The sequence below is a fragment of the Superficieibacter sp. 1612_C1 genome (assembly GCF_015234305.1).
Taxonomy (GTDB): Bacteria; Pseudomonadota; Gammaproteobacteria; order Enterobacterales; family Enterobacteriaceae; genus Superficieibacter.
This window is the reverse complement of sequence record NZ_JADGMI010000002.1, coordinates 475,022-498,323: the sequence shown is the minus strand read 5'-3', so window position 1 is coordinate 498,323 and position 23,302 is coordinate 475,022. Positions and strand designations below refer to the sequence as shown.

At 55.8% G+C, this 23,302-nt stretch carries 20 protein-coding genes and 1 pseudogene; 1 reads left to right on the top strand and 20 read right to left on the bottom strand.

Annotation, left to right across the window (positions count from 1 at the left end; translation table 11 throughout):
• Positions 1-9: 9 nt before the first annotated feature.
• From wcaJ to INT84_RS08460, 17 genes and pseudogenes are all read right to left on the bottom strand, one after another.
• A complete protein-coding gene (wcaJ, locus tag INT84_RS08535) occupies positions 10-1,392 on the bottom strand; it encodes an undecaprenyl-phosphate glucose phosphotransferase (RefSeq protein WP_194206458.1) in 1,383 nt (460 codons plus the stop codon).
• A 156-nt stretch (positions 1,393-1,548) separates the two neighbouring features.
• On the bottom strand, positions 1,549-2,919 hold the full coding sequence (gene cpsG, locus INT84_RS08530) for a colanic acid biosynthesis phosphomannomutase CpsG (protein WP_194206457.1): 1,371 nt from the start codon (positions 2,917-2,919) through the stop codon (positions 1,549-1,551).
• 100 nt (positions 2,920-3,019) lie between these two features.
• Positions 3,020-3,142: a hypothetical protein gene (locus INT84_RS24330; protein ID WP_255515969.1), complete on the bottom strand. Its 123-nt coding sequence runs from the start codon at positions 3,140-3,142 to the stop codon at positions 3,020-3,022.
• A 127-nt stretch (positions 3,143-3,269) separates the two neighbouring features.
• Positions 3,270-4,706, bottom strand: coding sequence for a mannose-1-phosphate guanyltransferase (gene cpsB / locus INT84_RS08525; RefSeq protein WP_194206456.1), 1,437 nt, complete (start codon positions 4,704-4,706; stop codon positions 3,270-3,272).
• A 1-nt stretch (position 4,707) separates the two neighbouring features.
• Complete coding sequence (gene wcaI, locus INT84_RS08520) at positions 4,708-5,934, bottom strand: colanic acid biosynthesis fucosyltransferase WcaI (protein ID WP_194206455.1); 1,227 nt, start codon at positions 5,932-5,934, stop codon at positions 4,708-4,710.
• A 127-nt stretch (positions 5,935-6,061) separates the two neighbouring features.
• Positions 6,062-6,535: pseudogene (locus INT84_RS08515) on the bottom strand (GDP-mannose mannosyl hydrolase); the annotation flags it as partial.
• A 2-nt stretch (positions 6,536-6,537) separates the two neighbouring features.
• Positions 6,538-7,503 carry a GDP-L-fucose synthase gene (locus INT84_RS08510; RefSeq protein WP_103674186.1) on the bottom strand — a complete coding sequence of 322 codons (966 nt, stop codon included), beginning with the start codon at positions 7,501-7,503 and terminating at the stop codon, positions 6,538-6,540.
• A gap of 2 nt (positions 7,504-7,505) precedes the next feature.
• Complete coding sequence (gene gmd, locus INT84_RS08505; protein ID WP_103674187.1) at positions 7,506-8,627, bottom strand: GDP-mannose 4,6-dehydratase; 1,122 nt, start codon at positions 8,625-8,627, stop codon at positions 7,506-7,508.
• Between the two features lie 65 nt (positions 8,628-8,692).
• On the bottom strand, positions 8,693-9,229 hold the full coding sequence (wcaF, locus tag INT84_RS08500) for a colanic acid biosynthesis acetyltransferase WcaF (RefSeq protein WP_194206453.1): 537 nt from the start codon (positions 9,227-9,229) through the stop codon (positions 8,693-8,695).
• 16 nt (positions 9,230-9,245) lie between these two features.
• Positions 9,246-9,992, bottom strand: a complete 747-nt coding sequence (wcaE, locus tag INT84_RS08495) for a colanic acid biosynthesis glycosyltransferase WcaE (protein WP_194206452.1) — start codon at positions 9,990-9,992, stop codon at positions 9,246-9,248.
• Between the two features lie 10 nt (positions 9,993-10,002).
• Positions 10,003-11,226 (bottom strand): colanic acid polymerase WcaD, encoded by a 1,224-nt coding sequence (gene wcaD, locus INT84_RS08490; RefSeq protein ID WP_194206451.1) that lies wholly within the window; start codon positions 11,224-11,226, stop codon positions 10,003-10,005.
• Positions 11,201-12,415 carry a colanic acid biosynthesis glycosyltransferase WcaC gene (gene wcaC, locus INT84_RS08485; protein ID WP_194206450.1) on the bottom strand — a complete coding sequence of 405 codons (1,215 nt, stop codon included), beginning with the start codon at positions 12,413-12,415 and terminating at the stop codon, positions 11,201-11,203. The genes wcaD and wcaC overlap by 26 nt, the downstream gene beginning before the upstream one ends.
• A complete protein-coding gene (wcaB, locus tag INT84_RS08480) occupies positions 12,412-12,900 on the bottom strand; it encodes a colanic acid biosynthesis acetyltransferase WcaB (RefSeq protein ID WP_194206824.1) in 489 nt (162 codons plus the stop codon). The genes wcaC and wcaB overlap by 4 nt, the downstream gene beginning before the upstream one ends.
• A gap of 2 nt (positions 12,901-12,902) precedes the next feature.
• Positions 12,903-13,748 carry a colanic acid biosynthesis glycosyltransferase WcaA gene (wcaA, locus tag INT84_RS08475; RefSeq protein ID WP_194206449.1) on the bottom strand — a complete coding sequence of 282 codons (846 nt, stop codon included), beginning with the start codon at positions 13,746-13,748 and terminating at the stop codon, positions 12,903-12,905.
• 56 nt (positions 13,749-13,804) lie between these two features.
• Positions 13,805-15,967 (bottom strand): tyrosine-protein kinase Wzc, encoded by a 2,163-nt coding sequence (gene wzc / locus INT84_RS08470; protein ID WP_194206448.1) that lies wholly within the window; start codon positions 15,965-15,967, stop codon positions 13,805-13,807.
• Between the two features lie 2 nt (positions 15,968-15,969).
• The gene (gene wzb, locus INT84_RS08465; protein ID WP_194206447.1) at positions 15,970-16,413 is read right to left on the bottom strand and encodes a low molecular weight protein-tyrosine-phosphatase Wzb; all 444 of its coding nucleotides are present in this window, start codon (positions 16,411-16,413) and stop codon (positions 15,970-15,972) included.
• 6 nt (positions 16,414-16,419) lie between these two features.
• A complete protein-coding gene (locus INT84_RS08460; protein ID WP_103674195.1) occupies positions 16,420-17,559 on the bottom strand; it encodes a polysaccharide export protein in 1,140 nt (379 codons plus the stop codon).
• Between the two features lie 674 nt (positions 17,560-18,233).
• On the opposite strand from INT84_RS08460, the gene INT84_RS08455 reads away from it, so the two are divergent.
• On the top strand, positions 18,234-19,817 hold the full coding sequence (locus INT84_RS08455) for a TerC family protein (protein ID WP_194206446.1): 1,584 nt from the start codon (positions 18,234-18,236) through the stop codon (positions 19,815-19,817).
• A 195-nt stretch (positions 19,818-20,012) separates the two neighbouring features.
• On the opposite strand, the gene asmA is transcribed toward INT84_RS08455, so the two are convergent.
• The 3 genes from asmA to udk all read right to left on the bottom strand — a co-directional run bounded on the left by asmA (position 20,013) and on the right by udk (position 23,199).
• Positions 20,013-21,860, bottom strand: a complete 1,848-nt coding sequence (gene asmA, locus INT84_RS08450) for an outer membrane assembly protein AsmA (protein ID WP_194206445.1) — start codon at positions 21,858-21,860, stop codon at positions 20,013-20,015.
• Positions 21,861-21,886: 26 nt separating this feature from the next.
• Complete coding sequence (dcd, locus tag INT84_RS08445) at positions 21,887-22,468, bottom strand: dCTP deaminase (protein ID WP_176919127.1); 582 nt, start codon at positions 22,466-22,468, stop codon at positions 21,887-21,889.
• Between the two features lie 89 nt (positions 22,469-22,557).
• Positions 22,558-23,199, bottom strand: coding sequence for a uridine kinase (udk, locus tag INT84_RS08440; protein ID WP_194206444.1), 642 nt, complete (start codon positions 23,197-23,199; stop codon positions 22,558-22,560).
• Between the last annotated feature and the right edge of the window lie 103 nt (positions 23,200-23,302).

The following is a 23,302-nucleotide window of genomic DNA, read 5'->3' as shown; positions in this document are numbered from 1 at the left end:
GACGATCCCTCAGTAGGCCGCTTTATTGACGAAGCCTTTGAACACCGTCAGGAAGACGATCTTGATGTCGAACCACAGACTCCATTCACGGATGTATTCCAGGTCGAATTCAATACGTTTTTCCATCTTCTCAAGGGTGTCCGTTTCGCCGCGCCAGCCGTTGATTTGCGCCCAGCCGGTGATGCCCGGTTTGACTTTGTGGCGCAGCATGTAGCCTTCGATCAGCGCCCGGTACTGCTCGTTATGCGCCACCGCATGTGGTCGCGGGCCAACGATGGACATCCCGCCGGTGAGCACGTTGATAAACTGCGGCAGTTCATCCAGCGAGGTGCGGCGCAGGAAGTTGCCGACCGGCGTCACGCGCGGATCGTTCTGCGTCGCCTGAGTCACTACGGCATCGTTTTCCATCACTCGCATGGAGCGGAATTTCCAGACCATGATCGGCTTACCATCCATGCCGTAGCGCGTCTGGCGGAAGATCACCGGACCCGGCGAAGTCAGTTTTACCGCCAGCGCGATGCAGCACAGCGCCGGGGAGATCAGCAGCAGGATCAGCGCGGCCAGTACGATATCTTCCAGTCGTTTGAGGATACGGTTGATACCGGAAAGCGGCGTGTCGTACAGCGGCACCACGGGTACACCGTTTACCTCTTCCACCCGCGAGTGCAGGATATTGAAGGTAAAGAGATCGGGGATCAGGATCACCGAGCAGGTGGTGTCCGCCAGCTCGCGCACCAGTTTTTTAATACAGGCTTCATCCTGCATCGCCATCGCGATATAGATGTTGTGGATTTTGCCGTCGCGCGCATCGTCAACCAGCTGCGTGAAGTCGCCAACCCGTTCGTTTTTATCGTTATCGTGATAAACCCCTACCACCTCATAGCCCAGCCACGGCTGATTGCGGAAACTTTGCAGCAGCGCCTGCCCTGCCGGAAGCTCACCCGCTACGGCTACCCGGCGGGAGTTGTAGCCGAGATTGCGCAGCCAGCCCGCGCCAAAGCGGATCATCGTGCGACACGAGACCATGCCGAAGGTGCTCAGCAGGTACCACGCCATTAGCGTCATAAAGCTGTGATCGAAGTCGTCGTTGAAGGCCATTAACCCGGTGCCGAAAATCAGGCTCAGGGTCCAGTTCTGGATCAGCAGCAGCAGTTCGGTGGTCATTCTGACGCCGCGCCACGAGCGGTAGAAGTCCGTCATTCCACCAATCATCTGAAAGACGACCAGGGTGATCAGCGCCATGAGCAGATGCATATATAAAAACGGCAGCGCGCTGACCTGACAAACCACCCATAGTCCACCGAACATGATGGTGATGTCAGAAAATCGCTGCACCATTGAGATTAACGATGCATTCGTTTTGGCTCGCTCGCGCTTTTTTAGAGTCGTCATCGTTGTTCCTTTGTTTTCCCTTGCTTTGCGTTGGTCAGCTTCCCCTCTTCCCCTGGAGAGGGAGAAATCACTTCCGCCTCTCCAGGGGGTAGCGGCCATTCCCTCCCCTGAGGAAGAGGGTTAGGGTGAGGGGGAAACCACCTGGCCCAAAGCCTGTTACTGGTTAAGCAGCGCCAGAATCGCCTCAGTCTGCGCCTGCATCAGCGCAGTATCGCCTCGCGATTCCACGTTCAGGCGCACCACCGGCTCGGTGTTCGACGAGCGCAGGTTAAAGCGCCAGTCGGCAAAGGCGAGGCTGATACCGTCGGTGCGGTCGGTCTCCAGCGCCTGCGGCGCAAAATGCGCCTCCACCCGGGCGATGGCCGTCGCCGGATCGGCCAGTTTGCTGTTGATCTCACCGCTCGCCGGGAACGCCGCCATCCGGTCGCGGACCAGTTCGCCCAGCGACTGCCCTTTCAGGCACAGCAGTTCCGTCACCAGCAACCACGGGATCATCCCGCTGTCGCAGTAGGCGAAATCGCGGAAGTAGTGATGCGCGCTCATTTCGCCGCCGTAGATGGCGTCTTCCTCGCGCATCCGCTCCTTGATGAACGCATGGCCGGTTTTCGACATTACCGGCACCCCGCCTGCCGCGCTCACCACGTCCACGGTATTCCAGGAAAGACGCGGGTCGTGGATGATCTTCGCGCCAGGGTGTTTTTCGAGGAATGCTTCCGCCAGCAGGCCGACGATGTAGTAGCCCTCGATAAACTGTCCTTTTTCGTCAAACAGGAAGCAGCGGTCAAAATCGCCGTCAAAGGCAATGCCCATATCCGCGCCGTGTTTAATAACCGCGTTGCGGGTATCGTCGCGGCACTCCGGCAGTAGCGGGTTAGGAATGCCGTTGGGGAAGTTACCGTCCGGGGTGTTGTGAACCTTAATGAACTCCACCGGAACGTTCAGCGCCTTAAAGCGCGCTTCAATGGCGTCCACTACCGGGCCTGCCGCGCCGTTGCCGGAGTTGATCACCAGCTTCAGCGGCGTCAGGTTTTTTACGTCGATGTAGCCCAGAAGATGATCGATGTAGGCGGCACGCAGATCAATGTGTTGATAGCTGCCGCGTTTCGCCGGGTTGACTGGCGGGAAGTCGTTGGCTTCCGCCAGGCGCTGCACGTCGCGCAGGCCGGTATCGCCGCTGATGGGACGCGCGCCCTTGCGCACCAGTTTCATGCCGTTGTAATCCATCGGATTGTGGCTGGCGGTGACTTCGATGCCGCCGTCCACGCCGAGATGGAAGGTGGCGAAGTAGATCTCTTCGGTGCCGGAAAGGCCGATGTCCAGCACGTTAACGCCCGCATCGCGCAGGCCCTCTGCCAGCGCCAGCTTCAGCGCTTCGCTGGTCAGACGCACATCGCCGCCCAGCACCACGGTGTCCGGTTTCAGGTATTCGCCATACGCACGTCCAATCCGCCTGGCGATGTCTTCGTTAAGCTCCTCGCCCAGCCTGCCGCGAATGTCGTAGGCTTTAAAACAGGTTAACGTTGTCATATTTTTTTCTCTTCTTTAGATATATGAAGTCTTTACTCGTTCTGCCCGGTGGCGCTTCGCTTACCGGGCCTACGGGGTGGCTGCGGCGCTTTCGACGTCATTACACGCTTTGCCCGGTGGCGCTTCGCTTACCGGGCCTACGGGTAGTTGCGACACTTTCGACGTCGTTATACGCTTTGCCCGGTGGCGCTTCGCTTACCGGGCCTACGGGTGGTTGCGACACTTTCGACGTCGTTATACGCCCTGCCCGGTGGCGCTTCGCTTGCCGGGCCTACGGGGTGGCTGCGCATTACAGGGCACCGAACCGTAGGCCGGATAAGCGCAGCGCCATCCGGCAAATTTCGCCGGGGCTATACGCGCCCGTAGCGATCCTCAAACCGCACCACGTCGTCTTCTTCGAGATACGAACCGGAGCGCACTTCAATCAGGTCGAGCGGGATCTTGCCGGGGTTTTCCAGGCAGTGCGCCGCGCCGAGCGGGATGTATACCGACTCGTTCTCGCCCAGCAGTTTGATCTCGCCGTTGATGGTGACTTTGGCGGTACCCGCCACCACCACCCAGTGTTCGGCGCGATGATGATGCATCTGTAGCGACAGCCCTTCGCCCGGCTTAACGGTGATCCGTTTCACCTGATAGCGATCGCCGGCATCGATGGAGTCGTATTTGCCCCACGGACGGTACACTTCACGGTGGATATGGTGTTCGTGGCGGCCATCCGCTTTGATCTGCTCCACCACCTTTTTCACTTCCTGCACGTGGTGGCGATCGGCAATCAGCACCGCGTCTTTGGTCTGCACGACCACCAGATCTTTTACCCCGACGGTGGTCACCAGGCCGGATTCAGCGTACACGTAGCTGTTTTCGGTGTTGTGGCTGATGACGTCGCCGTGATGGACGTTTCCCTCCGGCGTGTGGGCGCTGATTTCCCACAGCGAGGACCACGAGCCGACGTCGCTCCAGCCCGCATCCATCGGCACCACCACCGCGTCTGCCGTGCGCTCCATTACCGCGTAGTCGATGGACTCTTCCGGACAGGCGAGGAACGCAGCCTCGTCAACGCGAATAAAGTCCAGGTCCGGATCGACGGTGGCCATCGATTTTTCGCAGGCGTCCAGAATGTCCGGACGGTATTTCTTCAGCTCTTCGAGATAGCGTCCTGCGCGGAACAGGAACATGCCGCTGTTCCAGTAGTATTCCCCGCTGGCGACGTAGGCCTGCGCGGTCGCCAGATCAGGTTTTTCGACAAACTGCGCCACCGAAAAGGCCACGCTGTCCTGTTCGCCCGGCGTGACGTCGCCGCGACGAATGTAGCCGTAGCCGGTTTCCGGCAGATCCGGCACGATGCCAAAGGTCACCAGCTTGCCTGCCTGGGCGTGCGCAATGGAGGCGGTGACAGCCGCACGAAACGCCGCTTCGTCCTGAATCATGTGATCCGCCGCCAGCACCAGCAGCAGCGGGTCGTCCTGCGGCGAGTTACGGGTGGCCGCCAGCGCCGCCAGCGCAATCGCGGGCGCGGTGTTGCGCCCCGCCGGTTCAAGGATGATGTTCTCGGTCAGTTTGTTGAGCTGACGCAGTTGCTCAGCGACGATAAAGCGGTGCTGCTCGTTACAGATCACCACCGGGCTTTCGCATTCGACGCCGTTCAGACGGCTGATGGTCGCCTGAAGCATGGTCAATTCCCCTTTCAGGCAGAGGAACTGTTTAGGGTAGAGTACGCGGGACAGCGGCCATAAACGGCTACCGGATCCGCCCGCCATGACGACCGGATAGAGCGTGGGTTGACTCATGTTAGTGATCCCGAATATCTGAAATAAATTGGCTTAACACGTTCTCTTTTTCGAGCGTGCGTTCGGCATAGTCACGTGCCACCGTGTTGTTTTCCGGCATCAGCAGCGCCTGCTCAATACCGGTAACAAGAGCGTCAACCTCTTCCGGCTCGACGCAGACGGCAATGCCCGGATACGTGCGGCAAAGCTGCCCTAATTCGGTTTCCGCTTCGGCGGTGATAACCGCATTGCCGCCGACCGCCAGGATATTGGTCAGTTTGGAAGGCAGCACCGCGTCCGCCGCGCCGCGCTTCTGGATAACCAGATGGCAGTCGCCCAGCGCGAGGAGCGCGGGCAGATCGTCGTACGGTTGCAGCGGCAGAAAGCGGATAGTGGTCAGGCCGCGATCGGCAACCATCTTCTCCAGCCGCGCTTTGCCTCCGCCCTGTCCGACAATCACAAAGGTCCACGGCCGGTCACGCAGGCGGTCCGCCGCTTCAATCACATTCTCCAGTCCCTGTTTCTCGCCGATGTTGCCGGAGTAAAGGACGATCTTTTGCGCGTCATCCAGACCGAGTCGGCTGCGCAATACGCTCACGTATGCCGGAGCGACATGGCGAAAACGATCCACTTCCGACCAGTTAGGGAAAAAGATAACGTTCTGCGCGGCGACGCCTTTTTCCTGCGCCTTGTTCATCATTGAGCGCGAAATGGTGGAGACCGCATCCACACCGAGCAGATTGCTGCGCTCAAACGCGGTCGCCAGGCGAGCGACTTTGCCACCCTTACCTTTTCCCGCCATGCCCAGTCCGAGCATGGCGTCCACTTCATAATCCTGAATATGCAGGACGGTGCGCGCGCCGCAGAGTTTCGCCAGCAGGCGCATGCCCGGCGTGCAGAACAGCGTCGGCACCACGCCGATAATGCGGTCCGGCTTCCAGCGGCGCTGCGCCATCAGCGGGAAAAAGCTGCTCAGCGCGAAGCTGCCGAGATGGATCAGACGCTTCAGGGTTGAGGGCTGCTTCGGCACGTAGAGCGGGCAGCGCCAGACGGTAGCGGCCCCCTCTTCGCAGCGGTAGCGCCAGGCAGAATAGCCCTCGCCTACTTTCCACTCCGGGTAGTAAGGCGGCGCGGTGATCACCCGCACTTCATGGCCCTGACGCGCCATCCACTCGACCATTTCACCGGTGTATTTGCCGATGCCGGTCAGTTCGGGCGAGTAGTTAATGCCGTAAACGAGTATTTTCATATGCACATCATCCTTTGGCCTGCCTCTGCGTTGGCTGCGTCAGCTCACCCCGGTCACTTACTTGAGTAAGCTCCCGGGGACTCGCTGACTTGCCGCCTTGATGCTGACCAAATGATTTTGTGCAAAACCCCGGCACTCCCGCCTGGCGTTCGGCAAGGAAGTAGGCGCGGCTGTTGTCGTGCACGTTGTCGCTCTCCAGCAGCGCCTCCGCCGTCAGCCAGCGGTACGCATTGTGCTGCTCGGTCGGCAATTGCAGCGTGCTGGCGTCTACCCGCAGGCGGAACGCCAGCACCACGTAGTGCGTCGAGAACCCGGTGCCGGAAAAGTTATCGTCATAAAAATGCTGCCAGACGCCCCAGAATTCGCCGGCCGTCATTGGCAGGCTGACGCCCAGCTCCGCTTTCGTCAGACGGGCAAACGCCCGATCCAGCGGCTCATCCTTCTGTACGCGCCCGCCAGGGACGAACCAGTATCCCTGCGCCGGACGGTTGGTCCGCTGGCCGAGGAGAAACTCGCCGCGCTCGTTCTCCACGATCAGATCGATGGAGACCAGCGGCGTGGCGCGAACGACGGTGGCAAAATCTTCAGCGCTGAGAAACATCGTTACCCCCGGAACCGCTGCTGGTTTTCCAGAAACCACTGGTAGGTGCTGGCAAGCCCGGCCTCCAGGGTGATTTCATGGAACCAGCCGAGTTGATGCAGACGCGTGACGTCCAGTAGCTTGCGCGGCGTGCCATCAGGTTTAGTGGCGTCGAACACCACCCGCCCTTTAAAGCCCACCACCTGCGCCAGAGTCAGTGCCAGTTCACGGATGGTGCAGTCGACGCCGGTGCCGACGTTAATGTGCGACAGCATCGGCTCGGTGTTTTCCTGCCAGACGCTGCGATCCAGCTCCATCACGTGAATGCTGGCCGCCGCCATATCATCAACGTGCAGGAACTCGCGCATCGGCGTGCCGCTGCCCCAGACCACTACGTCCGACGCATTTTGTTCCGTCGCCTCATGGAAGCGGCGCAGCAGCGCCGGGATCACGTGCGAGTTGCTCGGGTGGAAGTTATCGTTCGGCCCGTACAGATTGGTCGGCATCACCGAGCGGTAATCGCGGTCGTACTGGCGGTTATAGGATTCGCACAGTTTGATCCCGGCAATTTTGGCAATGGCATACGGCTCGTTGGTCGGCTCCAGGGTGCCCTGGAGCAGTTCGCTTTCGGCCATCGGCTGTTTTGCCAGCTTCGGATAAATACAGGACGATCCGAGAAACAGCAGCTTGTTCACGCCGTTGAGATGCGCAGCGTGAATGATGTTGCTCTCGATCATCATGTTTTCGTAGATGAAATCAGCCGGGTAAGTATTATTCGCCACAATGCCGCCGACTTTCGCCGCCGCCAGATACACCTGGTCAATGCGTTGTTCGGCGAAAAACTGCTGCACCGCCGTCGGATCCAGCAGGTTCAGCTCATCACGGCCGCGTAAAATCAGCTCCACGTCGCCGCGCTGTTCCAGCTGGCGAACAATGGCCGATCCCACCATGCCACGATGTCCGGCCACAAAAATACGTTGTCTGGTCATGCTCAGGACTCCAGCGCGATGGCAACCTCGTAACCGTGGGACTTCAGCAGGGAGTGTTTCTTCGCGGCTTCCAGATCTTTGGCAACCATTTCAGAGACCATCTCCTGTAGGGTGGTTTCCGGTTTCCAGCCCAGCGTCTGATGCGCTTTGGTCGGATCGCCGAGCAGGGTTTCCACTTCCGCCGGACGGAAGTAGCGCGGGTCGACGGCAATAATCACATCGCCTGGCTTCACGCCCGGCGCGTCATGACCGGTCACGGAAACCACGATGCCTTTTTCGTCCACGCCTTTGCCTTCAAAGCGCAGTTTGATACCGAGCTGGGCCGCCGCCATTTCAACGAACTCGCGCACGGAATACTGCACACCGGTGGCGATAACGAAATCTTCCGGTTTTTCCTGCTGTAGCATCATCCACTGCATTTTTACGTAGTCTTTGGCATGGCCCCAGTCGCGCAGGGAGTCCATGTTGCCGAGGTACAGGCAGGACTCCAGACCCTGTGCAATGTTGGCAATCGCGCGGGTGATTTTGCGGGTAACGAAGGTTTCGCCGCGGCGCGGGGATTCGTGGTTGAACAGAATGCCGTTGCAGGCGTACATGCCGTAGGATTCACGGTAGTTAACGGTGATCCAGTAGGCATACAGTTTGGCGACCGCATACGGCGAGCGCGGGTAGAACGGGGTGGTTTCTTTCTGCGGCGTTTCCTGCACCAGGCCGTAAAGCTCTGAGGTGGACGCCTGATAGAAGCGGGTTTTCTTTTCCAGGCCGAGGAAGCGGATCGCTTCCAGCAGGCGCAGGGTACCCATCGCATCAACATCGGCGGTGTATTCCGGCGATTCGAACGAGACCGCCACGTGGCTCATCGCGCCGAGGTTATAGACTTCGTCCGGCTGCACTTCCTGTAGGATACGCGTCAGGTTGGAAGTATCGGTCAGATCGCCGTAGTGCAGATGGAATTTCGGGTTAGTGGCATGCGGATCCTGATAAATGTGATCCACGCGCTCGGTGTTGAATGACGAGGCGCGACGTTTAATACCGTGAACCTCATAACCTTTCTCCAGCAGCAATTCTGCCAGATATGACCCGTCCTGCCCGGTAACGCCGGTAATGAGAGCAACTTTAGACATAATCAGTTTCCTTTGTTAAACGTGTTGACCGTTTGATTCATGTAACGTTGTTGAAAAGAGCGTGGTTATCGCTCGCGCACCACCGTCGCCGGATTTCCCCGGCAAATCATGCCGCCGGGCAGCGAGGTAAAAACGCTGCTGCGTGCGCCGACGATCGTGCCGTCACCAATCGTGACGCCGGGCGCGACAAAGACATCTGTCGCCAGCCAGCATTTCTCGCCAACCACAATCGGCGTGGCGTTAATATCAAAATGCGCGCTCATATAATCGTGACTGCCAGTGCATAAATAACATTTCTGCGACACCACAGAATTTTCGCCAAGGGTAATCTCGCCCAGGGTATATAACACCGCGTCATCGCCTACCCAGGCGTAATCCCCAATGGTTAATTTCCACGGATAGGTAATTTTTACCGAGGGTCGAATCACGACGCCTTTACCGATCTTCGCGCCAAATAAGCGTAATAAAAACGCGCGCCAGCGATATAATACCTGCGGCGACCAGGCAAAAAGCGTTGCCTGAACGGCCCACCATAATTGCACTTTCAGCGCGTTACCGCCGCGAAAACCCCGCGGCACCGAGAAGCCGTTTAATTCCTGCATTGGTTTTCCTTATATTTTAGGATTTGTTATATAAGGCCTTAGTTTTGCCCGTCGTGCGCAGGCGTAATAAATAAGACAATTCCGCCAGTACGCCCGGCACCCGCAAAATGGTGCGCTGGACTTTTTTAGCATCGCGGCACAGTTCCAGATTATTCGACGTTGACACACCGCCCATCGAAAATTCTGAAACCAGACCGTTAATCCGCTCAAACTTATAGCCTTTCTTATATAGCTTTGCAGCTAAGGCATAATCGGAAGAGACGCGATATTGCAGATCATAGGGGTAATTTTTTAATCCCATCAGCGGGAAAAAGATCGCCTGATGGCTGGCCGGCAGGCTGTGATAAATATACCAGCCGCGTTTGGCGCTACGGCGAATTTTCGTTCCGTCGCCAAAATCCAGCAGCGCATCGCCGATATACATGGCGCTCTCTTTTTTGTCCGCCAGCTGGCGAACAAACTGCGCCACGTCCGGGTGAAAAATGTCGCCGGAATTAAGGAAGATGGCAAATTTGCCCTGCGCCATATCAATGCCTTTATTCATGGCATCATACAGACCGTTATCTCTCTCGCTGACGTAGCGTAAGTGGTACTCACCGTTCAGATTTTCCAGGAATTCCGCGGTGCCGTCTGCGGAGCCGCCATCCACCACAATCCACTCAAACTCAATGTTTTTTTCGCGCGCCAGGTGCGCCAGCGACCGCCACGTTTTTACCACTCCATCGTAATTACGAAAGGCAACAGTAATGACACTTAACAGCATCTGACTTTCCTCATCTGGCCTGCACGATATTTAGCGCCTTGCGCAAAATAAACGGACAAACAATTAAAAACGCATATTCCGGGCTAAATATTGAACCGGTGAAAAACAGTGATACCGGCGTAAAAAGATACAATTGAACGCCATAATTTTGGTTATTACCAAACGCCTGCACCGCCATTTTTGCAACTTTGAATAAATACCATAATGTCAGAAATACGGCGATCCACGAAAAATAAATAATTAACAGATACAGGCCATTGTCTATTGTTTTCCCGACGTCCGCACCGTTAAAGATTCCGAATGATGCGACATATTCATAAAGTGAGCCGAATCTGACAACGCCGTCAATACTGGTTAATGAATGGCCAACCATCACCAGCGGTCCCACAATACGATAATACGATGACGTTCCTTCAGTCCCCAGCTCCCCCAGACGTCCGGCGATATACGGCATCGCGAAAAATACGCCAACCAGGAAAAAAGCCAGGGAGATAATCGCCAGCGGTAGCCGTTTTCTGATTGCCTCTTTATTCAAATACTGAAAGGCCCACTCCAGCAGGTAAAAAAGAATAAAGGTCATTACCCCTGAAAACGAACCTGAAAGTACAATCCCTGCGAGGATCATACCATCGGTCTTTGGTGTTTTGATACCAAACTGTTTGATGCTGAGCCAAATTGAGATTAGTGCCAGAGCGAAAAACGCCGGTTCAAAATAAAGTGCGGTAGTACGTTTTCCGCCATATTTGATAAAGTTCAGTACATAGCTATTACTGTAAATAAGATATTTCGAAATTATTTCAATTAAACTACTGCCGCCGCTGAGAATAATCTGCGCCATTTCGACGGCTGCCAGCATTACCACCAGCGTAACAACTATGTAGAAAAAGCGCAGGATCTTGCGATGGTTGTGCGGCGAGATGGTTTTAAAGCGGATACTCCACACCATCCCAATGATAATCACGATATAGACGAACAGCATGGTCGAGGTGACATATTTGCTGGCGTCAAGCGATTGACCAAACACAAAGTTGTAGAGCGTCAACCCTGCCCCGGCCCCCAGCGCAATCATCAGCTTTTTGAGGCTGATTTTGTCAATAAACAGCAGCAACAGCAGCGGCAGAAAGGTCACGATGGTGACCGGAAAGCTCTCCCCAAGTTGGACAATTTTGACGTTGACCAGCAGGTAGATCATCGGCAGCAGCAGATAGCTACAGATTCTGATAGAACGAGACATACTCCTCCAGCATCTGTTGTCCGCTATAGGCCACGCGGCTGCGTTGATGGAACGCCGCATGGGTAGTATTGAACACCGCCTGGGCGATCGCCTCTCTTCCATGCTGCACCAGCGTTAAAATGTCATCATCATCCAGCGTCACGCCGCCGGATTTATGCAGCACTTCCTGCGCCGCCTCACTGTGGGTGGCGATGACCGGTACGCCAATCGACAACGCCTCGCAGAGGATCAGCGGATAGTTATCTACCCTGGAGGTAAACAGCAGCGCGTCCATCTGATTCAGATCGGTCATCAGCTGGCGCTTGTCGGTCAGGAAGCCATGATTCACCACGTTCTTTCCCTCGAAAGGAGAGAATTTGCCGAAGGTATGCACTTCAACAGCCTCGCCCAGGGCGATCACCTCGCGTACCAGCTGTTGATTCGTTTTGCCGTCGTAGCGCAGGTCGTGCGCCACCACCGCAATTTTGGGTGTTCCGGCCGGGGCGACCGGGGTGAGCCCCGCCAGAATGGTCTCGGTGGCAACGTCGATACCGTTGTTGATGATCAGGCAGCGGCCCTTGCCGTACAGGGTGTTAAACGCGTCGGCAACGTGCTGACTTGGCGAAATAAACTGGCAGCCAAGGGCCAGCATTTCGTGGATCAGCAGACGCTTTTTATCCACGAGGTGATGAGCACGATCGACCTTGACCGGCGGATAGTTGGTCAACGTCGGGCACTGTTGGCAGCCGGATTTCCAGCCATCGCAACCGTCAAGAAACGCGCAGCGTCCGGTGACGCTCCAGTGATCGTGCAGCGTCCAGACCAGTCTGACGTCATGCTTGTGCGCTTTTACTCGCTGGCAAAAATCCACCAGCCGATCAAAGTTCAGCCAGTAGCTGTGTACCACGTGAAAGTGCAGCACCACCGGCCCCTCAGTGCGGGTGACGGTGCGATATAAATTATCCAGATTGCCAAACACATCACGATTGAACAGGCGAAACAGCGCCAGGTTCGCCATAGAGGTCAGGCGTGGCGTATGGCGGATGACATTCGGGTAAGCATCGTGACTGACGCTCTTTTTGCCGCCTTTGCCGTAGCCATAAACGAAACGCGAGTACAGCCCCTGTTGCAGCGCGCGCTGATGGAGATCCAGCGCAACCCCTGCCGCCCCGCCCTCGGCGAGACGAACGTTAAATTGCAGAATATTCATTGGCTCACCTTTATGCGCGCTTTCTCACCGACGACCAGCGCATTATCCGGCACGCTGTCAAGCACCACGCTACCCGCGCCCACTCTGACGTTATTGCCGATGGTGATATCACCGGTAATGATGACGTTGGCACCCAGTTCAACGCCGTTGCCAATCACCGGACAGGCGAGATTTTCCGCGCCACGATTGCCGATAGTCACGCCGTGGCGCAGGGTGAAATCATCACCGGCGATGACATTTTTGTTTATAACCACCGCGTAGCCATGATGAATAGTGAAGCGCCGGCCAATCGTCGCCCCCGCCTGAATTTCATAACCGAACAGACATTCGGTCAGGAAGCGATAAAGCACCAGTACCGGCGCGGCCCACAGATTGTTGAGCACGTTTTTCTTGCGCCACACCGAGCAGAAATGGGCGATGCGGTAGGCCACCACCATGCAGCACGGACGCAGGCTCCAGCTATTCGCGCGTAAATCTTCCAGCAGCATTACTTCCCCCGCAGGCCATCGGCCAGACGTTTACCGTTGCGCACCGAGAGCAGCGTCAGCAGCGTGCGCCAGTTCATGCGTTTGTTACGGATTTGATAGAGCGTAAACAGCTGATACTTTTTGCTGGCGCGGTCGAATTTGTCTTTGTGCTTGCGGTAAAACTGGAAATAGCCGGAGAATTTTTTCGGCGATGAGGTGATGCGCATTTCGCCGTGATTAACGTGCAGAATTTGCGTCGCCTCTTCCACTTTCCACGGTTCGCCGTACTCCACCACCATGCGCAGGAACATATCGTGGTCCTGCGCTGCCTTCAGGTTGATATCAAACAGGCTCTCTTTAAAGCGCTGAGCGTAGCTGAACACCTGATTGCCAATAATATTGCGCTTATAGAAGCGCTTGCGCGTATAGGGCGACTTCGGATACAGCGGCAGGCTGGCAGGTTGAGAGTAAACCTCGCCTTCGCACACGTAGTCATTGGCATAAAGAAACGCGTGAGTGACCAGTTGATGCTGATGTTCAAGGAACAACGAGAGGCGATTCGGCGTCCATTCGTCGTCGTCATCAATACCGGTAATAAAACGCCCTTTCGCCTGCCCGATGGCCTGATTGCGCACCGCGCAGGCCCCGGAGTTAAAATCGTTATGAATATACTTCACGCGTGGGTCGTTCAGTTCGGCGACAAACTGTTGTAGCTGCTCAAAGCTGGCGGAACAGTCGTCAACGATAAACATTTCCCAGTGCGGATAATCCTGACGCAGCACCGATTTTATCGCGCGGATCGCCAGCTGCTGCCGATTCCAGGTTGGCATATAGATGGAGATCAGTGGTGTATTGGTCGTGCTCATTTTCCATTCTCCGAAGGATTTTTCCTCTCCCGGCGGGAGAGGATCGCAGTAAGGCGTTACTTAGAATCTGACTTGTACTCGTACTCGTAGTACCCGTAATCTTGATAGCCCGTCGCTCGGCGGAAGATGGAGTTCAGGACCACACCTTTCACCGGAATACCGTTTTGTTCAAAGCGACTGATACTGGTTTCAACTTCGCGCAGGGTATTCACCGCATAGCGCACCACCATCAGCGTGGTCCCGGCATAGCGTGCTACCACGGCGGCGTCGGTGACGGCGAGGATTGGCGGGGTATCAATTAACACCAGGTCATAGTTTTTGCTGGCCCAGCTAATCAATTCACCAAAACGATCGCTCATCAGCAGCTCTGACGGGTTCGGCGGCACCTGGCCGCGCGGGACGAGGTCAAAGTTGGTGATCGAGGTGGGTCTGGCACAGGAAGCAATCTCGCCTTTTTCGATCAGAATGTCCGACAGGCCGTTAACATTGGTGGTACCCATCAGTTCATGGGTGTAACCCTTACGCATATCACAGTCGATCAGCAGCACACGTTTATTGGTCTGGCTGATCACCGCCGCAAGGTTGGCGCAGACAAAGGTTTTACCAATTGACGGGCTTACCCCAGTCATCATCACCACGTTGTTGCTGGCCTGCATCATGGCAAAGTGCAGGCTGGTGCGCAGGCTACGAATGGCTTCAATCGCCAGGTCGGTCGGGTTGCCCACGGCCAGAAGCTGACTCTGTTTATAGCGCTTCACGCCTTTGGAGGTGGTCACACGGTCACGCGTTTTCTGCCATTCTGAGAGCGGGATGCTGGCGTAAACGCTAATGCCACGTTCTTCCAGGACCTGAGGACTTTCCACACCGCGTCGCAGCAGGGAGAACAGCAGCACGCCAACGATAGAGGCGATCAGCCCGAACAGGATGCTGCCGAGGATAATCAGCCCTTTCTTCGGTTTCAGCACGCCAGGTTGAGTGATGGCGTCATCGACGATCCGCACATCGCCAACGGTACTGGCTTCGTTGATTTTCAGCTCCTGTTGCTTGTTCAGCAGTTGCATATAGACCTGCTGGCCGGATTCCACGTCACGGGTCAGTCGCAGGATCTCCTGCTGAGTTTTCGGCATCGCCGTCACGCGTTTGTTAAGCTGTGCCTTTTCCTGCTCAAGCGCCTGACGTTTTTCCATCAGCGTGCGGTAAGCCGGGTGACGTTTGGTGTAGAGCTTGGAGATTTCGGCTTCTTTGAAGGTCAGTTCGTTAAGCTGGGCATCAATGTTAACCATCGAATCCAGCACCGATTTCGCTTCCAGCGGCAAATCGACCGAATCTTTCGTCTGGCGGAACGCGTTGAGTTTATTCTCCGCCACGTCGAGGTTGGCGCGTACTTCCGGCAGCTGTTTCTTAAGGAAGGCAAGGCTTTTCGACGCTTCTTCCGATTTGCGCGCCACGTTTTGTTTTACGTAATTGTGGGTAATGCTGTTCAGGATATCGCGGATCTGCTCGCGATCTTCACCGGTGTAGGTCAGGGTGAGTACGCCGGTATCCTTTCCGTCTTCGGTGACGGTCAGGTTATTTTGCAGCGTATTGATCATGCCAAGCGTGGAGAACTTGGTGACCGTAAACTCGGTATCAGGACGCGCATGAATGGCGTCGACCATCAGTTTTACGCCATCCTGCTCCAGCAGTTTCCCCACCTGGCCGTCAGCACTGACGCCGCCGTCGCTGGTCAGACGATAGTGCTGTTTGTCCAGCACTTGCAGCGTAAAGACGTCCTGCCCCATTCCCTTCGGCAAGGTAAAGGTCGTGACGTTGACCGTCTCATTCTGGCGGCCCATCAGGCGTTCCCAGCCATCGCCGATCAGCGGCAGGGTATTTTTGGTGACGGCGATATCGAGATCCAGATCGTCAACCGTCTGTCCCAGTACCAGACGCGACTGCACCAGCTTGATTTCCGCTTCTGAGGCGGGCGGCTTGTTGGTCAACGCGCTGTTAATATCCTGCACCAGCGCGCTACCCTGGTTCTGCTCAATACGCACCAGCGCATCGGCACTGTAAATCGGCGTGGCAAATAAGGTGTAAATAATGGCGATCAGCGCAAACAGCGCCGTAACGCCGAGCACCCACCATTTCGCCTCAATAACAGTGCCAACGAGGCGGCCAATATCGATTTCATCGCTGCCCGCACCGGAGGCGGCAGAAGGTTGTACTTTATCAGTCATTGTTATCCCTGCTGAACGTTCAGTGCCTGCGCCCACTGGCGGGCAGATTGATCGAGTAAGGCATACACCGCATCAAACGCATCGCGGCTTTTGCGGTACGGGTCGGGGATTTCACGCTCGCTATCCCAGTGACCAAACAGCATCACTTTGCCGCGCATCTCCGGGACGATTTCACACAGCGCGGCGATATGCTTTTTCTCCATCACGAGTATCAGGTCGTGCTCCTGGCACATGCGCCGGGTGATCTGCCGGGCGATATGGCCGTCCAGCGAAAGCTGATGCGCCCCGGCTGCGTTGACCGCACCGGCATCGGCCCCCTTCCCCGCCAGCGCGCCGAGCCCGGCAGAGGTCACGGTGAGCTGAGGGGAATAGCGCCGTAGCAGGCGCTCAGCCGTGGGGGAACGACAAATGTTCCCCACACAAACCACTAAGATTTTGTTAAACATCACGCGTTACCAGTTATGAAGGTCGGTCGCCGTATCGGTCATGTAGCGCACGCCGCTGATCGTTGGCAGCAACTGGCTCACCAGACGGTTCCAGCGGGCTACCGGTGCGGTCGTGACGTACACCACGTCATACGGCTGGAGACGGAAGTTGGTCGCCATGACCAGCGAAGTGGCATCCGACATATTGAGCTGATAAATGTTGGCAATTTTGCCGCGCGCGGTGCCCTCGCCTTTCAGCGGACGGATCACGAAGATGCCGCTGGCGTTGGAGGTGGTCAGGTCGATACCTTCCGCCTGTCCCAGCGCTTCGGTCAGGGTCATGCCGCTGAAGTCCATTTTGAGGGTGCTCTGCTTTTTCACTTCGCCCATCACGAACACTTTCAGATCGTCATTACGCGGCACGAACAGAATATCGCCCGGATACAGCAGGCGGTTCTGGCTCAGGTCGCCGTTCTGCATCAACGCCTGGAGTGAAATGCGCTGTTCCTTACCGTTGTGGGTCAGGATCACGTTGCGCCAGTCTGCGGAGTCCGTCAGGCCACCGGCGGTATTAATGGCGTCAAGAATGGTCAGAGGAACGTTGGTAATCGCCTGCTGGCCGGATTTATTGACCTGCCCGGAGATATAGGCTTTTTGCGAGCGGAAGGCGGCTATATTCACGTCAACCTGCGGGTCGGTAATATAGCTCGCCAGCCGGTTAGAGATATCTGCGCGGATTTCGGCCAGCGTTTTACCGCCCACTTTGATTCGGCCAACGTAGGGGTAAAAAATGGTGCCATCAGGCTGCACCCAGTTCCCGGAATCGCTGGAGCTGCGGTACTGGCCCGCCGGGGTGGTCAGTTCCGGATGATCCCAGACGGTGACGTTAAGCACGTCGCCCGGCCCGATGCGGTACTGATAATTGCTTAGCTCCTGATCCAGCGACATGTTGGGCTGCGCCACATTGGGACGTGGGCGTAATTGCTCAATCAGCCGGGGCGTCAGCGGATAAACATTCACCATCCGATCGAGATCGAAATCAGCGTCCTGTTGTTTCACCACATCCTTGCCCATAGTCGACATATTACTGCCGGGAAAGACGGTACAACCGCTAAGCAGAATTGCAGACACCAATAATGGCATCAATTTTAGTTTGGATTTCATCATTGATTAATTATCACTTTGGCAGAGTAATTATCCTGTGCGATTTAAATAAACAGGGACTGAGAGAACTAAAGAATGCCGGGAAACATAAAAAAGTTAACTGGCATATATCCGAAAAAAAAGTTTATTCATCCGCAGGCTATTGACAGAATTGTCGACGTTTATTGGCTGGCTTTCCGGCACGCTACCGCCCCTGGCTTTCAGTTACCAATTCACTATCGAATCATTCAGTTACAGGCACCACTCCGCATAAACGGCTATCACGGAAAGTATTTATGGTGCAGGAAGAGAAACGATTACTCCCCAGGGGAATAACCTTTTCAGATGACCAAAAATCAATCTCCTCGTTTATGCAGGGAGAATTGTTGCAGCTAAGCTAAATACTGGCAAGGCGCTAATACTGACCATCCAGACTTTTAAGAATAATATTAAGCGCAAACTTTTAACGTTTTAGGAATTTATTGATATTGACATTAACCTGCGAATTTGAATGCCAGATTACGATTAAGATAAAGTCTGAAAATAAATTCAGCTATTGCAAATAAAAATAAAGTGCTATTTCGTACAGTTAAAGAGTTACTGCCAGGATAAATCTCAGCAATTTATTGCATTTTGCCGTCGCTTTATCCATGATCAATTACTGACAAATGTCATGCTACTTAAGGTATTGCTTCAATATGGAATGGATTGCCGATCCTTCAATCTGGGCCGGTCTGGTGACGCTGGTGGTCATCGAACTGGTTCTTGGCATCGATAACCTGGTGTTTATTGCTATTCTGGCCGACAAATTGCCCCCCGCAGAGCGCGACCGTGCCAGGGTCACCGGTCTGCTGATGGCGATGGTGATGCGCCTGGTGCTGCTCGCCTCTATCTCCTGGCTGGTCACATTGACGCAACCTCTTTTCAGCATCCGCAGCTTTAGCTTCAGCGCCCGCGATCTGATCATGCTGGTGGGCGGTCTGTTTTTGCTGTTTAAAGCCACCGTTGAGCTAAACGAACGGCTGGAGGGCAAAGACAGCGAAAACCCGACCCAGCGGCGCGGGGCAAAATTCTGGGCGGTCGTGGCGCAGATTGTCATTCTGGATGCGGTATTTTCGCTGGATTCGGTGATCACCGCGGTCGGAATGGTGGACCATCTGGCGGTGATGATGGCCGCGGTGATTATCGCCATTAGCGTGATGCTGCTGGCCAGTAAGGCGCTGACCCGCTTTGTGAACAATCATCCGACGATTGTGATCCTCTGTCTGAGCTTCCTGCTGATGATCGGCTTTAGCCTGATTGCCGATGGCTTTGGCTACCATATTCCGAAGGGCTATCTGTACGCCGCGATTGGCTTCTCGGTGATCATTGAATCGCTCAATCAACTGGCGAACTTTAACCGCCGCCGCTTTCTGTCGGCCAATCAGACGCTGCGCCAGCGCACCACCGAGGCGGTAATGCGTTTGTTGAGTGGCCGAAAAGAGGATGCCGAGCTGGATGCGGAAACGGCGTCGATGCTTGCCGATCATGATAACCGGCAGATTTTTAATCCGCAGGAGCGGCTGATGATTGAGCGGGTGCTGAATCTGAATCAGCGCACGGTCAGCAGCATTATGACCTCCCGCCATGATATTGAGCATATCGATCTTAGCGCTCCCGAAGAGGAAGTGCGCGCCCTGCTGGATAAGAATCAGCATACCCGGCTGGTGATCACCGGTGGCGATACGGAAGAAGATTTGCTGGGGGTGGTGCATATTCTGGACTTACTTCAGCAGTCGTTGAACGGCGAAGCGTTAAATCTGCGCGTGCTGGTACGTCAGCCGCTGGTGTTCCCCGAAGGGTTGCCGCTGCTTTCCGCGCTGGAGCAGTTCCGTAATGCGCGTACCCATTTTGCCTTTGTGGTGGATGAGTTTGGTTCGGTTGAAGGCGTGGTGACGCTCAGCGACGTAATGGAGACCATCGCCGGGAATCTGCCCAATGAAGTGGAGGAGATCGACGCCCGTCATGATATACAGAAAGACGCCGACGGCGGCTGGACGGCGAATGGTCATATGCCGCTGGAAGACCTGGTTCAGTATGTGCCGCTGCCGCTGGACGAGCGCCGCGAATACCACACCATCGCCGGTTTGTTGATGGAGTATTTGCAGCGCGTGCCGAAGGCCGGTGAAGAAGTGATTGTCGGCGGATATACGTTGAAGACGCTTCAGGTCGAGAGCCATCGCGTACAGAAGGTAAAAATTATTCCGCCAGCGGATGAGGATTTATCAGATTACGAGGTGTAAGGCGTTGGGATAACGTCGCTGCGCCTGGTGCCGGAGGTGGCGCTCTGCCTCCAATGCCGGATGGCGGCTTCGCCTTATCCGGCCTACAAATCGACAAACCACCAAAGCAAATCGTATCTCTCTCCAACCCACCACATCGTAGGCCCGGTAAGCGCAGCGCCACCGGGCATTACCGGTAAAGCGCCACGCCCTGCCCTACTTCTTATCCATCAATTTTTTCACATCCTGCGCGTCGCGGCTGTCTTTGTTACGCTCCACCCAATCATTAATCCGCCGTTTGGCTTCATCCTGAAGATATTTACGCAACGTCTGATCCAGTTGCAGGCTGTAATTGAGCGCCTGCCATTTGCCGTAGACGCGTAGCGGAATGGCGGTGTTTTTAAGCATGGCGATCAGCTCAGCATCGCCCTGCCAGCCGTCGAGGACACGCACATTAAACAGCATATCCCCCTGCTGCCCGGCCAGATCCAGTGCGCCTTTACCATCAAGCGCCAGCAACGGCGAACTGCCGGAGATATTTTCCAGCGTCACCTTACCGTTCTTAAGTGACATATTAGTGGTCAGTAAATCCAGCCGCGTGGCATTTTCATAACTTTCCTGTGCCCTGACGTTGGTGCTGCGTTCCACCGCCTGCTGCACAAGCTGCTGGAAGTTAAGCCCTTCAGAGCGCACGTCGGCGATGCGGATTTGCGCTTCGCCCTGCCAGTCTTCACGGAACGCCTGAGCGTCAACTTTATGGCCGGAGAACTCGCCGCTAAGATTCGTTTTCCCGGTCAGCGCAATAGGGTAATCGAACGCTTTCAGAATGGTGCCGATTTCAATATTCTCGAGCTGCGGCCTGAACATGGCGACCGGGTTGGCCATCCGCGCGTCCAGCGAGCCGGGAAGCGAAATATGGCCGCTACCCAGGTTCCCCTGCAATTCATTGAACTTAAGCAGCCCGCCCTGATTAGTCACCTGGGTGCTCACCTGAGAAAACGGCATACCGCGCCACTGAAGCTGTTTGGCTTTCAGCACCAGCTGAGCATCAAACCCGGCCAGATCGCGATAATCAGCGTCATCGCCATTAGCAGCAATCACCGGACGCGGCTGACTCTTCTGGCTTTGTCCCTGCTGGGCCACGGAAGCACTGGCGGCGGAGCCGTCGCGGAGCAGCAGGTTATCAAGGTTGAGCTTGTCGAACTGGAGATTAAGCAACCACTGTGGCCGGTCGGCCAGTACCACGCTTCCTTCCCCTTTCAGCACGCTATCGCTGGCGGTAAGGTTAAGCTGGCTGAAGGCAATTTTTTTCTGCTCTTCCTGCCACTGCGCGTGCAGGCTCGCTTGCCCACCGATGCCCTGCGCAGGCAGATCCGCGCCATGAAGCTGCCAGTCCAGCTGGTTGATGGTCGCGGTTAACAAATGGGGATAATCCCCCGCATCCACCTGCGCTTTCAGCGACAGCGCCAAATCACGCTGGTTACGCGTGATATTGCCGGAGAAATCCACATCGGCCTGATGCTGTTGATTCTGCTGCATCTTCAGGCGGATATTACGCACGGTGACCTGCTCGTCGCTGTCGTGCTGGAACACCAGCACGCTATCCGCGACCTGTAGACCGGCGATGTCAAATGACCAGCCGCGATCTTCCGCCACCTGCGGCAGGGTATTCTCTTTCGGCGCTACGGGGGCGTCATTTTCGCGCACCGCCTCGGTTTGCGGCGTGAGCTGGATCACCGAGCCTTTCAGCATCACCTGCTTCACCTGCAACTGATGAGAAAGCAACGGCAGCAGCGAGACGTCGAGGCGCATGTTATCAGCAACGATCAGCGGCTGGCTGGCCCCCGGCGCGGTCAGGGTCATTCTTCCGGAGATAATGCTCAGTTGCGGCCAGACGTGCCAGCGTAACGGGCCGTCCAGCTTAAGCTGATAGCCGCTACGCTCGGCAACCTGACGCACCATATAGGCGCGGAAGTCGTTCGGATTAACCAACATCACCAACGCGGAAAGGCCGGCGACCAGCACCACCAGCAGGATCATCAGCGTCGTCAGAATTCGTCTCATGGCTTCCTCAGTAACACCGCGTTAACTCAGTCTTTATCGATACGGCTGGCGACAGCGCCCTGCTGATCGCGATACTTCGCATCTTCACGGCGGTTGTAAGGACGCGCCGCCGGGCCGGAAAGCGGCTCAAAGCTCAGCGCGCCAATTAGCATACCAGGGCGCAGCGCCAGCGGCAGCTTCCCGGAATTATAGAACTCCAGCACGATACAGCCTGACCAGCCCGGATCGATGCGATGCGCGGTGACGTGAACCATCAGCCCAAGGCGCGCCAGCGATGAGCGCCCGTCCAGCCAGCCCACCAGATCGGCGGGTAAGGTGACGGATTCCAGCGTGACCGCCAGCGCCAGCTCGCCCGGATGCAAATAAAACGCATCGCCTTCAGCCAGCACGATTTCATCGCTCATGACGCGATCGAGGGCCGCGCTCACTTCCGCTTTCGGGCCGCTGAGGTCGATAAATGCGGCGGTGTGCCCGCTAAAGGTACGGAATTTATTGCCGAGGCGAACGTCTACCGTCGCGCCGTTAATTCGCTCCACCGGAGGACGAGGATTAATCGACAGGCGGCCTTCATCCAGCCAGGCTTCAATATCTCGGTCACACAGACGCATGCGCTTTCTCCTTTCGTGGCGCGTGCCTTTATGCCTGCGGGCATAAAGGGTTAACAGATTCTCTCTGCACGTTACACAATTCGCGTGATTTATTCAAAAAACTGGCTAATTTTGGCTTTCAGGATATCGATAGCAATCCGGTTTTTGCCGCCCCGCGGCACAATAATGTCAGCGTACTGTTTCGACGGTTCGATAAATTGCAGGAACATCGGACGCACGGTTTTCTGATACTGCGCCATGACCGAGTCCATAGAACGGCCGCGCTCGTTAACGTCGCGCTTAATGCGGCGCATCAGACAGATATCCAGCGGCGTGTCGACAAAAATCGAGAAGTTCATCGCTTCGCGCAGGCGGGCGTCGGTTAATAACAGAATGCCCTCCAGAATGATCACTTTCTTCGGCTCGACGCGGATGGTTTCCGGCGTGCGGGTATGTTCAACGTAGCTATATACCGGCAGCTCAATCGGAATGCCGCGTTTTAAGGATTGTAAATGCTGAAACAGTAAACTGTGATCCATCGCGCTGGGATGGTCGTAGTTGGTTTTTACGCGCTCTTCCATCAGCAGATGGCTTTGGTCTTTGTAGTAGCTGTCTTCCGGAATAACGCCGATATGCTCATCACCAACCTGTTCACGTAACTCGCGGTACAGCGTGCTGGCGATAAGACTTTTACCTGAAGCCGATGCGCCTGCGATGCCTATGATGACGCACTGATGAGACTTATCAGTCATAAATTTAGCGACCTGATTAACCTGGATGTAAGGGAGGGCGACGCCGAAGCGCCAAACGCGGCAATTATAGGGATTTGTGCGTGATGATACCAGTCGAATGCGC

Coding starts and splice junctions, on each gene's coding strand:
- wcaJ (WP_194206458.1), bottom strand. CDS start 1,392: ATGACGACTCTAAAAAAGCGCGAGCGAGCCAAAACGAATGCATCGTTA.
- cpsG (WP_194206457.1), bottom strand. CDS start 2,919: ATGACAACGTTAACCTGTTTTAAAGCCTACGACATTCGCGGCAGGCTG.
- cpsB (WP_194206456.1), bottom strand. CDS start 4,706: ATGAGTCAACCCACGCTCTATCCGGTCGTCATGGCGGGCGGATCCGGT.
- wcaI (WP_194206455.1), bottom strand. CDS start 5,934: ATGAAAATACTCGTTTACGGCATTAACTACTCGCCCGAACTGACCGGC.
- INT84_RS08510 (WP_103674186.1), bottom strand. CDS start 7,503: ATGACCAGACAACGTATTTTTGTGGCCGGACATCGTGGCATGGTGGGA.
- gmd (WP_103674187.1), bottom strand. CDS start 8,627: ATGTCTAAAGTTGCTCTCATTACCGGCGTTACCGGGCAGGACGGGTCA.
- wcaF (WP_194206453.1), bottom strand. CDS start 9,229: ATGCAGGAATTAAACGGCTTCTCGGTGCCGCGGGGTTTTCGCGGCGGT.
- wcaE (WP_194206452.1), bottom strand. CDS start 9,992: ATGCTGTTAAGTGTCATTACTGTTGCCTTTCGTAATTACGATGGAGTG.
- wcaD (WP_194206451.1), bottom strand. CDS start 11,226: ATGTCTCGTTCTATCAGAATCTGTAGCTATCTGCTGCTGCCGATGATC.
- wcaC (WP_194206450.1), bottom strand. CDS start 12,415: ATGAATATTCTGCAATTTAACGTTCGTCTCGCCGAGGGCGGGGCGGCA.
- wcaA (WP_194206449.1), bottom strand. CDS start 13,748: ATGAGCACGACCAATACACCACTGATCTCCATCTATATGCCAACCTGG.
- wzc (WP_194206448.1), bottom strand. CDS start 15,967: ATGACTGATAAAGTACAACCTTCTGCCGCCTCCGGTGCGGGCAGCGAT.
- wzb (WP_194206447.1), bottom strand. CDS start 16,413: ATGTTTAACAAAATCTTAGTGGTTTGTGTGGGGAACATTTGTCGTTCC.
- INT84_RS08460 (WP_103674195.1), bottom strand. CDS start 17,559: ATGATGAAATCCAAACTAAAATTGATGCCATTATTGGTGTCTGCAATT.
- INT84_RS08455 (WP_194206446.1), top strand. CDS start 18,234: ATGGAATGGATTGCCGATCCTTCAATCTGGGCCGGTCTGGTGACGCTG.
- asmA (WP_194206445.1), bottom strand. CDS start 21,860: ATGAGACGAATTCTGACGACGCTGATGATCCTGCTGGTGGTGCTGGTC.
- dcd (WP_176919127.1), bottom strand. CDS start 22,468: ATGCGTCTGTGTGACCGAGATATTGAAGCCTGGCTGGATGAAGGCCGC.
- udk (WP_194206444.1), bottom strand. CDS start 23,199: ATGACTGATAAGTCTCATCAGTGCGTCATCATAGGCATCGCAGGCGCA.